This is a genomic window from Pseudoalteromonas sp. TB51 (assembly GCF_000498055.1).
GTDB lineage: Bacteria > Pseudomonadota > Gammaproteobacteria > Enterobacterales > Alteromonadaceae > Pseudoalteromonas > Pseudoalteromonas atlantica.
Map to the genome: position 1 here is coordinate 1 of NZ_AUTO01000039.1, position 13,463 is coordinate 13,463.

Here is a 13,463-nt window from a genome sequence, read left to right on the forward strand (position 1 = left end):
CAGCCACTGTTTCAATGGCTTGCAAATCTAAAAAGCCATCACTTTGTAGCGCAGCTTCATCTAAATACACATCGGTAATTTCACCTATAACCAGCTCGGTGCCATTAACGGCTAAGTGTTGGTGCTCAACGTATTTTACAGAGTATTTTAATCGCGACTCTTGCACAAAAGGGGCTGTAAATTCATTTAGGTATTCTGGCGTTAAACCTGTTGCGTCAAACTCTGACTCGCCTTTATCGTAGCGAGCTGATGTTTGATGAGCTTGCTTGTATATGGCCTTATTAACTTGGTTAATGGTGTAACAGCCGGTTTCTATGATGTTTTCAAACGTATGGCGAGGCACGCTATTAGGGCGCATTATCATGCCAACCAATGGCGGGTGAGCCCCTAAATGAATAACCGAGCTAACAATAGCTACATTTGTATTGCCTTGCTTGTCTTGCGTGCCAATTAAGTTGGCGCTTTTAAAACCCGAAAGAGAATTAATTAAATGAGTACGAGTGTGTTTTTCAAGTGCGTTTATGCGCTCTTTAGTAAAATGCATTAAAGATCCTTACCAGGGGATGGTTTCGCCTTGCCAATCTAAATAGGCGGGCTCACCGTTAAGTTCTAAATGAGGGTTATTAAACGTAAGTGTAAAAAGCTGTTTAGCTACAAATTCAGCGCTAAAAAGCTTATCCGCAGGTACGTTTTTTTGAAATGGTTTTGAAAGCGCTGTATCGGTAGTGCCCGGATGAAATAACACCAGTTTAGTATTTTTAGCTCGGCGCGCCAGTTCTACCGCTGCGGTTTTAAATAGCATGTTTAAGGCCGCTTTAGATGCGCGGTATGTATACCAACCGCCTAATTTATTATCGTTAATACTGCCCACACGCGCACTGAGCGCCGTTATAGTGCACTGCGTTTTATGTGTTAAAAGTGGTAAAATGCTTTGTAAGCATAGTAAGGGAGTGAGTGTGTTGGAATTAAATAATTCGTTAAAATAGTCTGCGTTTAGCTCTTCTAGCTTTTTTTCTGGCATGTGGGTTTTGTTGTGTAAAGTGCCATTAAACATAACGACTTGTTGAATATCGGCATTTTGCTCTTTTAAGTAAGTTGTAACCTTGGCTAAGCTTTGCGCTGTGTAATCGCTCTTTAGGTAAACAACATTACTATTTGTATCTGCCTTTTTTGAGCTAACACATATAACTTGCACTGTGGGGGCATTTATTTGTAGGTGCTCAATATAAGCTTGTGCTATTGCGCTGCTGGCACCAAATAAAACAATTGTTTTCATTGTTTGTCCTTTGTATTAACAGTGCATTGGCCGTTTAAACAGGAGGCGTTTGGCATGAGCAAACGGCTTATTTTTTGTCTGTGTTTTGCAAAAAATATATAGGCGGCATCAGCGAAGTAGCGAATTATTGGCAAGCGAAAAATTTTCAACCAGCGGTATTTTCCTACTGTTCTCCACGCTTGATAGGTAACATCTAAGCCGTAAATCATCTCCCCAGTTGGTAACTGTGCATGCAATATAGCCATGGCCTTGTTTTTATTAACACTTGGATAACGTGCGCTAAAATCGTGGCTATTAAGGTCTTCTAAAACAATTTTATGTTTAGTATCAGCATCTTTAAGGTGCTGCATTTCGGTATTGCAAAGCGGGCAGCTGGCGTCGTAAAAAATGATCATAAAAGCCGTTTTCTAATAATTTACATATAGCTAATTACGATTCACCATTGCAAATGGATCTATTAAATCTGCGCTCATGATGATATTAATAGCATTCCATGAAACAAAGGAGACTGAGAAATGAGTGAACAATATGCCGCCTTGCGAGGTAATGTTAATTTACTTGGGCAGCTACTAGGACAAACTATTAAAGATGCCCAAGGCCAAGCGATTTTAGATAAAGTAGAGGAAATTCGTGCTTTATCAAAGTCATCTCGCAGTGGTAATGAAGACGACAGACAAGCGCTAATTGAGGTACTACATGCGCTTAGTGATGAAGAGCTTTTACCGGTTGCCCGTTCATTTAATCATTTTTTAAATTTAGCTAATGTAGCAGAGCAGTTCCACACTGTTTCGCGTTTTAATGATGTTGGTTTTTGCCAACTAAACCCTCTCACTCAAACATTAAAAACGTTAACTGCAAAAGCAAAAGAAGGCCAATTAGATAGTAATCATCTGGCCGAAACACTCTCAAAACTCCACATAAACTTAGTATTAACCGCTCACCCAACCGAGGTGACGCGCCGTACAATTATTAATAAGCACGTAGAATTAAGTGATTGTTTAGCCTCGCTTGAGCGCAAAGACAATTTACCACAAGAGCGTGAAGCTATTTTAAACCGTATCGCTCAACTTATCAGCCAAGCATGGCACACTGATGATATTCGTCGTTCTCGCCCAAGCCCAGTTGATGAAGCTAAATGGGGATACGCTGTTATTGAAAACAGCTTATGGCACGCTGTGCCACGCTTTTTACGTGAGTTTTCAGATCAAGTTAAAGAGCATTTAAGTTTAGAGCTCCCAATTGATTACAGCCCCATTGAGTTTACCTCTTGGATGGGCGGAGACCGTGACGGTAACCCATTTGTAACTGCACAGGTAACACAGCAAGTACTTGATCATGGTCGTTGGATGGCGCTTGATTTATACAGCCGTGATATTGACACGCTAAGCGCAGAGCTGAGCATGTCAGATGCAAGCGATGAGCTAATTGAGCTGGCAGGACAAGACTTTGAACCTTATCGCGCTGTACTTAAAAAGCTTAAAAACCAAGTCTCTGAAACAGTGGTGCATTTAGGTGCAAAAATCAAGAATAAGCGCAGCGATTCAGAAGACTTAATCACTGATATAAATCAAATCAAGCACCCAGTAGAGGTGTGCTATCGCTCTTTATTAAAGTGCAACATGAAAGTTGTCGCCGATGGTTTATTACTTGATTTACTGCACCGTATAAATAGCTTTGGCCTGCGTTTGGCAAAACTTGATGTACGCCAAGATTCAGACCGCCACAGCGATGTGTTTTCTGAGCTTACACGTCACCTAGGCTTAGGCGATTACAACCAATGGCAAGAGCAAGACAAACAAGCATTTTTGCTTACCGAGCTTAACTCACGCCGCCCGCTTATTCCTAAAAACTGGCAACCAAGTCCAGAGGTGCAAGAAGTACTCGACACCTTTGATGTAATAGCTAAGCAAGATGAAAAAACATTTGGCTTGTACATTATTTCAATGGCGCGTACCGCCTCTGACATTTTAGCTGTACAACTGCTTTTAAAAGAAAGTGGCTGTCAGTTTGATTTACCAGTAGCGCCTTTGTTTGAAACGCTTGACGATTTAAACGCTGGTAGTGATGTAATTACCACGTTGCTTGATAACGTATGGTACCGCGGGCATATTAAAAATACCCAAAATGTCATGATTGGTTATTCTGATTCGGCTAAAGATGCCGGCATGATGGCCGCAGGCTGGGCACAGTACGAAGCAATGGATAAACTAGTGCAGCTTGCCGATGAGCGCGGCATTGAACTTGTTTTATTCCATGGTCGTGGTGGTACGGTAGGGCGCGGTGGTGCACCTGCTGCACAAGCACTGCATTCACAACCGCCTGGTTCATTAAAAGGTGGCTTGCGTGTAACTGAGCAAGGCGAAATGATCCGCTTTAAGTTTGGTTTACCCGATGTAGCACTGCAAAGTTTAAACATTTACGCGGGTGCCGTACTGCAAAGTAACTTATTACCACCGCCAGAGCCTAAGCAAGAATGGCGTGAAGTGATGAAGTTGATAAGCGAGCAGTCGTGCGATCACTACCGTAATGTGGTTCGCCATGATGAAAACTTTGTTCCTTACTTTAGAATGGCAACGCCTGAGCTAGAGCTGTCTAAATTACCATTGGGCTCGCGTCCTGCTAAACGTAACCCAAATGGTGGGGTTGAGAGCTTACGTGCTATTCCATGGATTTTTGCATGGAGCCAAAACCGTTTAATGTTACCTGCATGGCTTGGTGCATTAACAGGCTTAAAAGCGGCACTCGATAAATACGGCATAGAAACACTGCACGAAATGAGCCTGCAATGGCCATTTTTCAGAGCACGCCTTGAAATGCTAGAAATGGTATTTAGTAAAGCCGATAGCTGGTTAAGTGAGCATTACGATAACGCGCTGGTGGAAGATATGTACAAACCACTAGGTACTTCGTTACGTAAAGAGCTAGAAGAAGCAATTAGCTTAGTGCAATCGCTTAGCCCGCAAAATAGCTTATTGGCAGATCAACCATGGATAAAAGAGTCGATTGCGCTGCGTAATCCGTACACCGATCCGCTTAATGTACTGCAAGTTGAGCTGCTGCGCCGTTCGCGTTCAAGCGATAAAGTAAGTGAAGGTGATATTGATAATGCATTAATGATCACCATGACAGGTATTGCTGCAGGTATGCGCAATACTGGTTAGTCTACTTTAACTAAAAAATAGGGGGGCACAGTGTGCCCCCTTTTTTTGCTGGCATTTAGGCGCCTAACCTTTTAAACTACTTAGCCATTAAATAATTATAATATGTTATGGCATCAGCAACTTTTACTGTGCAACAAGACACAGCACTCACAAATTCACATATCTCACTAAGCGTTACGCAAACTCAAGCATTACGCAGCCAATTAAAAGCCCAGCGCGGTATTTTACATCCTAACGATATTAGCCAATTATGCGCGCAACTTAATGTATCTGATGATTCGTTATTACAAGGTTTGGTGCCTTTAGCGTCTGAATTTTCGGTGGCTCCTGTTTCTCATTTTCATGTGGGAGCGATTGTTAAAGCACTTGATGAGCAAGGTGATATAAATTTTTATTTTGGTGCTAATGTAGAGTTTGATCACCAAGCGCTTAGTTTAGTCGTGCATGCAGAGCAGTCGGCGATTAACAATGCGTGGTTAAATGGCGCAAAAAAAATACTAAAAATAGCAATTAGCGATGCCCCATGTGGCTATTGCAGGCAGTTTATGAACGAACTGGCTGATGCAAAAGAGTTTGATATTTTACTACCAGAGCAACATTTTAAATTAGCTGATTTATTACCGCATTCATTTGGCCCCACTGATTTAGGCAACGATTTTAGCCTGTTTAACCCAAAACAGCAGCAACACACATTTGCAGATACAGCTCTTGATGAAAAACTAGCAGCCATGGCGCTAATGGCCTACGTGCCTTACAGTAACAACTTTAGCGCAGTTAAAATAAGCACCTTTAATAATGGTGACTTTTACGGCAGTTACGCAGAAAACGCGGCTTACAGCCCAAGCCTTTCGCCACTTCAAAGTGCGCTTAGTCAATTGTTTTTAGCGGGTCTTAGCTTTAACGATAAAACGATTAAAGCAATTACACTGTTAGAAACCCAAGGTCATGAAAACCAAGGGGGAGTAGCACGTGCGGTACTTGCAAGCTTTAGCAATTTGCCAGAAATAGAAGTGATTAGCGCAAAGCTAAGGTAACCAGAATTCAGGGTAAGCTAAAAACAATAAAGCACAGCAATTGCTGTGCTTTATTGTTTTATTAAAGCGCTAAAAAGGCATTAGCCTAATAGTACTTTTGCAGCTTCTAGTACCACAGCCACTGATTTTTTCTCAATTTCACCGTGATCAACATTTGGAATTTCTTGGCGAGTACGGTTAACCAATACACCGGCAACACACGCCGCTTTAAGGCCTAGCGCTGCACACATGGTAAATAAGGTAGCAGACTCCATTTCGTAGTTCATCACGCCTAGGTTTTGCCACTCTTCACAGCTACCTTGTAATGACTTAGGTACATAACCCGAGTGCGTATCGTAACGCTCTTGCCCTGGGTAGAATGTATCGCTTGAGGCAGTAATACCAATGTGGAAGTCGATATCTAGGTTTTTACACGCTTGCACCATAGCTTGAGTTGCAAAAAAGTCAGATACCGCAGGGTAGCTAAGTGGTGCAAAGTGTTGGCTTGCGCCATCTAAACGCACAGACGCTTGGCTTACTAAAATATCACCTTCATTAATATGTGGCTGAATTGCCCCAGTAGTACCAATACGTAAGAAAGTACGTACGCCAAGCTGTGCCAGCTCCTCTACAGCAATAGAGGTTGAAGGGCCGCCAATACCGGTTGAACAAATCACCACAGAGTGACCATTTAACTGGCCTAAATAAACATGAAACTCACGTGTTTGAGCAAGGCAGGTTGGGTTGTCTAGGAATTGAGAAATGCGTGCAGCGCGATCTGGGTCACCAGGGACAATAGCAAGTTCAGCCCCTTTTAAATCGTCAATACATAATCCTAAGTGAAATACCTTTTCCATAACTAAGCCTTTTTATAAAAATTTGTTGTCAATCTAGCATCATTACGGCAAATGTAAATTAAGTACAGGACGTATGTCCGATGTTGAAAAATACTTATAAATGATGGCTTTATTCATTCACATTGAATATTAAATCAAAGGCTTAAAGTTCGTTAAAAGGCGGGTGGTTGACTTGTTTATTGAGAGTCTATATGTATTGATTATGGTGATAATTTAAATTTATCAATACGTGGTTAAAAGCGTTTTTAGTTATTTAATAACAAATAGTTACGGTTTGATTTTGGCTTTATTTTAACGTCTTTTAAATAAGCGTGTAAATAACGCTTGAGCAATAAGTGAGCGCATTACGCGTTATTTGCAAATAGGCCGATAATTTTAGTTTTTGCATAACTAATCAAAACCACATGAATAAAACACACAAGTATAGGATTTATTATGAGCACACAATTTGACGCGTTTAAACGTAAAGTAGAGCACTGTTTATGTGCACCTGGCGATGGTGTATTTACAGTTAATACCGCGAAAGAGCGTAAAGCGGCATTACGTAATAAATTGTATGGGCAAAGCGAAAATGTTGATGTTTTGTGGCGCGATTCTTTAACACAATTACCCGAATCTCCTCACAAAGCGGTTATGTTAGGTATTAGCTCAGATTGTGGCGGCGGTATTTTACGTGGCGCAAACTGGGGGCCATTATTTTTACGCTCAGCCTTGATTGATCAGCAAACCCAGTGCCGCTCTTTTGATTTAGGTGATGTACGCGTTATCCCGCATTTATTACATGATAAATACTTAAACGACGCCACAATTTCAAACTGCCAAAAAGCCCTATACGGCGATAAAAACGATGATTACTACGTAAGCCCGCTTTCTATTACCGAAGATGTGTGTGACAGTTTTTACGCCACATTTAAAGATAAAGGCATATTTGGTATTGGGGGCGATCACTCAATTAGCTACCCGTTAACTAAAGCGTATTTAAAAGCTAAGCGCGAGCAAGGCAAACGTACCGCTATTATTCATTTTGATGCGCATACCGATTTATTAGTAGAGCGCTTAGGGATAGATTTATGTTTTGGCTCGTGGTGTACGCATATATTAGAGTTTTTACCTGCACCTCATCATTTAATCCAGTTTGGTATTCGCTCAAGCGGTAAACCTAAATCGCACTGGGAAAGCACCTTTGGTGTAAAACAACATTGGGCTAATGAAATAATAGAGCGTGGTGCAAAAGCGGTTGCGGATGAAACCATTGCGCAGCTTAAAGCCGATAACGTAGATGAAGTGTATGTAAGCTTTGACATAGATGCACTCGATGCCGAATTTGCCTCAGCTACGGGCACACCAGAAGATAACGGATTAACCCCGCAACATGCACTGGATATTTTACAAGCTATTGCCGATGAGTTTCCAATTACTGGCGCCGACATGATGGAAATAGCGCCATTTACCGACAGCTCATTAGTAGGCCAAGCAAGTTCAGAAACAACATTACGTGAAGGCGCTAAGATTTCAGCGTTCTTAATTAGTGCAATGAATAAATAGCAAGTTAGTCTTTAAATAATCTAGTCCTATCAGTGTATAGGGCTAGGTTAAAAACTAGCGGTTCGGTTACCCTCGGCTATAGTTGGTGTATATCTGTTTTAGTTTTGAGGCGAAGCTAAATGAAGCTGTACTTATTTTTGTTGTGTTTTGCATGCATAAGGCTTAATGCAGCTGAAATTACAATAGTGACCGAAGTATTCCCCGACTTTCAATACATTGACGAAAACAACCAACTTGCAGGGCGCTCTGTAGATAAAGTGAGAAACGCGCTCGCCAATACAGATATTAAATACACTATGTTAGCGCACAGTTGGGCTGTGTCTTATAATGCAGTATTAAGAGATACGAATACCTGTATATTTTCTATTGTAAGGTTACCTAAGCGAGAAGATAAGTTTAGCTGGGTGGCTGAGCTTGAAAGTTTTGACTCTGCTATTTATGCCCTTAAATCACGAAACATTCGCTTAAAAACGCTTAACGACGCTAAAAAATATAAAACAGCGGTGCTTAGGGATAATTTTAGCCACCATTATTTGCTAGAGCGTGGCTTTAGTGAGGCTAAAAACTTATTGATAATTGATAGCTTAGACAAAATAGATAAATTAATAAGTACACGGCACGATATTCTCGACTTTGTTATTTTAAGTAAAAAACAATTTAACTACCGCGCACAGTTTGAGCCAAAGCTTAAATTATTAGAGCCTATATTTACGCTCAATACACAACACTCCCCCCTTTACTTTGCCTGTAATAAAAACATGCCGCAAAGCCTACAAGATAGACTCGCGCTGGCATTCGATGAAGCAAAAAAGAAAAATAAACAACGCTAATTCAATTGCTTATTAATTTAGCCTGTAAAAGCATAAATATAAATTGCCGCGTTTAAAAAAGCGTCTATAATCAGCTGCTTTTTATTGAAAAAGCGCTAACTTTTGGAGCGTTAAATGGGTGATTTAATCGGGATTAGCTTATTGATCTTGATCAGTGCGTTGTTTGCCATGTCGGAAATTGCTATCGCAGCGTCGCGTAAAATTAAACTGCGGGTAATGGCCGATGAAGGCAGTGATAACGCGGCCGCGGTATTAAAACTGCAAGAAAATCCAGGGGCGTTTTTTGCGATGATCCAAATTGCCTTAAACGCGATTGCTATTTTAGGCGGAATAGTAGGCGAACAAGCGCTATCGCCTTATGTACAAAGTATCTTGGTGCTTTTTTATCAAGGTGTACACCTTGAAAAAATTAGCTTTTTATTTTCGTTTTTTACCATTACCTCGCTGTTTATATTATTTGCCGATTTAATGCCAAAGCGTTTAGCGATGATCATGCCCGAAGCGGTGGCTGTGCGTGTGGTAACGATAATGCGATGGGTTACTTTTGCACTTACGCCATTAGTAATGTTTTTTAATGGTTTAACTAATTTTGTACTGCGTTTATTTAAAGTACCCGCAGAGCGAGAAGATATTGTTACCACCGAAGACATTGTGGCGATGATGGATGCGGGCGCAGAATACGGCAGCTTACAACAACAAGAGTATGAGCTAATTGGCAATGTGTTTGAACTAGAAGCACGCTTTTTATCAAGTGTAATGACCCCACGCGACCAAATAGTTTATTTTGACTTAAATGAAAGCAGCCACGATATAGCCACCAAAATTATTGAAAACCCCCATAATCATTTTTTAGTGGTGTCGGGAAATTTAGATAAATTACGCGGCTCTGTTGAGTCAAAAGATATACTACGACAAGTACTAAAAGGTGAGCCAGCTAATATTAAGCAAGCGCTGATTGAAACAGACGTGTTTTATTTACCTGAAACCCTAAGCCTGTCTGAGGCACTAAATGCGTTTAAAAGTGCTGCAAAACCGTTTGCTGTGGTAGTAAATGAATATGCCTTGTTAGTCGGTATTGTTACCGTAAAAGATTTAATGAAAGGGTTTATGGGAGATTTAATTACCCACCAAGGCGATGAACTTATTATTGCCCGCGATGAGCACTCGTGGTTAGTGGATGGTTTAACCCCGATTTCTGATTTAGCAAAAGTATTAGACATTGAAGAGTTTCCCGATCAAATGCACTTTGAAACCGTGGCTGGCTTTTTAATATACACAATGAAGCGTATACCTAAACGTGCTGAGCACTTTACCTTTAATGGCTTTAAATTTGAGGTGGTTGATGTTGAGGGCATAAGGGTTGAGCAATTGTTGGTGTCTCGTATAAGTAAATAGTTATAAATTTGCATTAAAGCCAAGCTTAGCTTGGCTTTTTTGTTGCAGGTTAATAAATAACGCACCGCAATAAAGTTTATTTTTCATACTTGTCCGTTTTATTTTTCATCAAGTTAACACCTTCTACAACCTATGGCGTAGTTTAATTTTGCAACTGTAAGTTAGTGTAAATTTGCACCCATTTTAATTTATTCTCGTTTAGATTTACTTTAGAATGATCGTTCACTCTAGACATAAATAGACTAAAAGGTATTTAACATGCAGCGTTCTCGCATCGCTTTATTTGTATTAACAGCCCTTGTTGGATCTGTTGCTTTAACAGGTTGCGACCAAGCAGCTGACTCGCAACAAGCTTCAGCTCCACAAGCAGTACCTGTTGGTGTAATTACATTAAAAAGCCAAGCGCTTACACTAAAAAAGGAGCTTCCCGGTCGCATTAGTGCTTTTCAAATTGCGGAAATCCGCCCGCAAGTAAGTGGCATTGTGCAATCGCGTTTATTTAAAGAAGGTGCTCAAGTTAAGCAAGGCCAAGCGCTTTATCAAATTGACCCCGCTACGTTTGAAGCTGACCTAGCAGCAAGCGAAGCAGCTGTTGCCCGCGCTGAGGCAAGTATTGCCAGCACTAAATCAAAAGCGTCGCGTTATAGCGAGCTTTTAAAAATTAAAGCCGTAAGTCAGCAAGACTTTGACGAAGCAGATGCAGCGCAAAAGCAAGCGCAAGCAGAGCTATTAACGGCAAAAGCACAGCTTAAATCGGCGCAAATTAACCTAGACTACAGCCATGTATCTTCTCCAATCAGTGGCCAAATTAGTAAATCGAGCGTTACTGTTGGTGCGCTTGTTAGCGCTAATCAAACAACAGCACTGGCAACAGTGACCCAGCTTGACCCTATTTATGTTGATTTAACCCAATCAAGCAACGAGCTAACTCAACTTAAAAAAGCTATTTCTTCAGGTTTATTGAGCGTTGATTCACAATCGCAAACAGATGTTGAATTGCAAATGGAAGATGGCTCAACTTACCCACTTAAAGGCACGTTACAGTTCTCTGAAGTGACTGTAGACCCAAGCACAGGGTCGGTTACTTTACGCGCTAAATTCCCAAATCCTGATAAGTTATTATTACCGGGTATGTATGCACGTGCCTCAGTGGTTGAGGGCGTAAAACAAAACGCTATTTTAGTGCCGCAACGTGGGGTTAGCCGTAATACAAAAGGCGAGCCAACAGCCATGGTTGTTAGCAAAGAAAACACCGTTGAAAGCCGTGTTTTAAAAGTAGACAGAACGATTGGTTCAAACTGGTTAGTAACCGACGGGCTAAGCGATGGCGATAAAGTGATTATTGAAGGATTACAAAAAATTCGCCCTGGAGCGCCGGTAACACCGACTGAAGTTTCACCATCAGCAACAGCTGACAAAGCGCAATAACGGAGAGTTTTAATGTCACGATTTTTTATCGACAGACCCATCTTTGCATGGGTACTTGCTATCGTGGTTATGCTTGCAGGTGTTTTAGCTATTCAAAGTTTACCAATAGCTCAGTACCCGTCAATTGCCCCGCCGGCAATTAGTATTACTGCAACATACCCGGGCGCATCAGCACGTACCCTAGAGGATACGGTTACCCAAGTTATTGAGCAAAAAATGAAAGGCCTTGATGGTTTGCTATATATGTCATCGACTTCTGAGTCGAGTGGTTCAGCAACCCTTACGCTTTCATTTAGCGCCGAAACTGACCCAGATATTGCACAGGTACAAGTGCAAAACAAGTTAGCCACAGCCACCCCTTTGCTACCTGAAGAAGTGCAAAGGCAAGGTGTATCGGTGGCTAAGTCTGCACGTAACTTTTTAATGGTACTCGGTTTTGTATCAAAAGATGGCAGCATGACGAATATCGATATTGGTGATTATGTGTCATCTAATGTTCAAGATATTGTTTCGCGTGTTGAAGGGGTAGGTGAGGTTCAGCTGTTTGGTTCTCAGTATGCTATGCGTATTTGGTTAGACCCAGCTAAGCTGCAAAACTACAAGTTAACCCCTGCTGATATTAGTGCATCAATCAGTGCTCAAAACGCCCAAGTGTCTGCTGGGCAATTAGGCGGCATGCCTGCGGTTGAAGGTCAGCAACTTAATGCTACCGTTACTGCGCAAAGCCGTTTACAAACAGCAAAAGAGTTTGAAGACATTATAGTTAAGGCAAACGCCGATGGCTCGTTTGTACGCCTTGAAGATGTAGCCCGTGTAGAGCTTGGTGGTGAAAGCTATCGTGTTGTAGCGCGTTACGATGGACAACCAGCATCGGGCTTAGGTATTAAGCTTGCCAGTGGGGCAAATGCACTCGATACCGCAGAAGGTGTAAAAGCTGCTATTGAAGAGTTAAAAGCGTTTTTTCCTGAAGGCTTAGATGTTGTTGTTCCTTATGATACTACTCCGTTTGTTTCGTTATCGATTGAAAAAGTAGTGCATACATTGATAGAAGCGGTTGTGCTGGTATTTGTTGTTATGTATCTGTTTTTACAAAACTTCCGCGCTACGCTTATTCCAACTATAGCTGTACCTGTGGTGTTGTTAGGTACTTTTGGTATTTTGTACGCGTTTGGCTATTCAATAAATACATTAACCATGTTTGCGATGGTACTTGCCATAGGTCTACTGGTTGATGATGCGATTGTTGTAGTAGAAAACGTTGAGCGTGTAATGAGTGAAGAAAAACTCTCTGCGCTTGAAGCAACACGTAAATCGATGGATGAAATTAAAGGCGCGCTAGTAGGTATTGCCATGGTGCTGTCGGCTGTATTTATTCCGATGGCGTTCTTTAGTGGGTCTACCGGTGTTATTTATCGTCAGTTTTCTATTACGCTGGTATCAGCAATGGGGCTCTCGGTATTAGTAGCACTTATTTTAACACCTGCATTGTGTGCCACGCTTTTAAAGCCTAGCCACGTGCATGATAATAGCTCGATGTTTGGCCGTTTTTTCAGTGGTTTTAACCGCGGGTTTGATAAAACAAATGCCGGCGCGCAAAGTTTTGTAAGCCGTATGATCCGCTTATCTAAGCGCTACCTTTTATGTTATGGCCTTATTGTTGCGGGCATGGTGTATATCTTTTCAAGCCTACCTACAGCGTTTTTACCTGATGAAGACCAAGGTATTTTGTTTAACCAGGTTTCTCTGCCTGCAGGCTCAACTACCGAAGAAACATTAGAAGTGGTTAAAAAAGTAGAAAACCACTATTTAAACGATCAATCTGAAGCTGTTAACGGTATTTTTACGGTAACCGGATTTAGCTTTGCAGGTTCTGGTCAAAACTCAGCAATAGGGTTTGTAAACTTTAAGCATTGGGATGAGCGCGAACGTGATGATTTATCTGTGCAAGGTGTGGCAGG

General features: G+C 41.4%; 11 protein-coding genes. 7 read left to right on the forward strand and 4 right to left on the reverse strand.

Translation table 11 applies throughout. The features are described 5' to 3' along the window. From L650_RS0100990 to L650_RS0101000, 3 genes are all read right to left on the reverse strand, one after another. The coding region (locus L650_RS0100990; RefSeq protein WP_029771844.1) for a flavin reductase family protein at positions 1 to 544 on the reverse strand (544 nt) is incomplete at its 3' end. A gap of 9 nt (positions 545 to 553) precedes the next feature. After that, the gene (locus tag L650_RS0100995; RefSeq protein WP_029771846.1) at positions 554 to 1,276 is read right to left on the reverse strand and encodes an SDR family NAD(P)-dependent oxidoreductase; all 723 of its coding nucleotides are present in this window, start codon (positions 1,274 to 1,276) and stop codon (positions 554 to 556) included. Further along, complete coding sequence (locus L650_RS0101000; protein ID WP_029771847.1) at positions 1,273 to 1,671, reverse strand: thiol-disulfide oxidoreductase DCC family protein; 399 nt, start codon at positions 1,669 to 1,671, stop codon at positions 1,273 to 1,275. Before L650_RS0101000 ends, L650_RS0100995 begins: the two co-directional genes overlap by 4 nt. 120 nt (positions 1,672 to 1,791) lie before the next feature. On the opposite strand from L650_RS0101000, the gene ppc reads away from it, so the two are divergent. Both ppc and cdd read left to right on the forward strand, forming a co-directional pair. Then, entirely contained in the window at positions 1,792 to 4,437 is a 2,646-nt protein-coding gene (gene ppc / locus L650_RS0101005) for a phosphoenolpyruvate carboxylase (protein ID WP_004588760.1), read from the forward strand. Positions 4,438 to 4,544: 107 nt separating this feature from the next. After that, positions 4,545 to 5,471, forward strand: coding sequence for a cytidine deaminase (cdd, locus tag L650_RS0101010; RefSeq protein ID WP_029771848.1), 927 nt, complete (start codon positions 4,545 to 4,547; stop codon positions 5,469 to 5,471). 80 nt (positions 5,472 to 5,551) lie between these two features. On the opposite strand, the gene udp is transcribed toward cdd, so the two are convergent. After that, positions 5,552 to 6,307, reverse strand: coding sequence for a uridine phosphorylase (udp, locus tag L650_RS0101015; RefSeq protein ID WP_004588758.1), 756 nt, complete (start codon positions 6,305 to 6,307; stop codon positions 5,552 to 5,554). A 435-nt stretch (positions 6,308 to 6,742) separates the two neighbouring features. On the opposite strand from udp, the gene L650_RS0101020 reads away from it, so the two are divergent. From L650_RS0101020 to L650_RS0101045, 5 genes are all read left to right on the forward strand, one after another. Further along, entirely contained in the window at positions 6,743 to 7,852 is a 1,110-nt protein-coding gene (locus tag L650_RS0101020; RefSeq protein ID WP_024031934.1) for an arginase family protein, read from the forward strand. Between the two features lie 119 nt (positions 7,853 to 7,971). Beyond that, positions 7,972 to 8,682 carry a substrate-binding periplasmic protein gene (locus tag L650_RS0101025; protein WP_024031933.1) on the forward strand — a complete coding sequence of 237 codons (711 nt, stop codon included), beginning with the start codon at positions 7,972 to 7,974 and terminating at the stop codon, positions 8,680 to 8,682. Positions 8,683 to 8,796: 114 nt separating this feature from the next. Beyond that, a complete protein-coding gene (locus L650_RS0101030; RefSeq protein WP_029771850.1) occupies positions 8,797 to 10,077 on the forward strand; it encodes a hemolysin family protein in 1,281 nt (426 codons plus the stop codon). Between the two features lie 258 nt (positions 10,078 to 10,335). Continuing rightward, positions 10,336 to 11,505 (forward strand): efflux RND transporter periplasmic adaptor subunit, encoded by a 1,170-nt coding sequence (locus tag L650_RS0101040; RefSeq protein WP_029771851.1) that lies wholly within the window; start codon positions 10,336 to 10,338, stop codon positions 11,503 to 11,505. Positions 11,506 to 11,517: 12 nt separating this feature from the next. Continuing rightward, positions 11,518 to 13,463 (forward strand): efflux RND transporter permease subunit (locus L650_RS0101045; protein WP_029771852.1); only part of this gene is annotated, 1,946 nt, incomplete at its 3' end.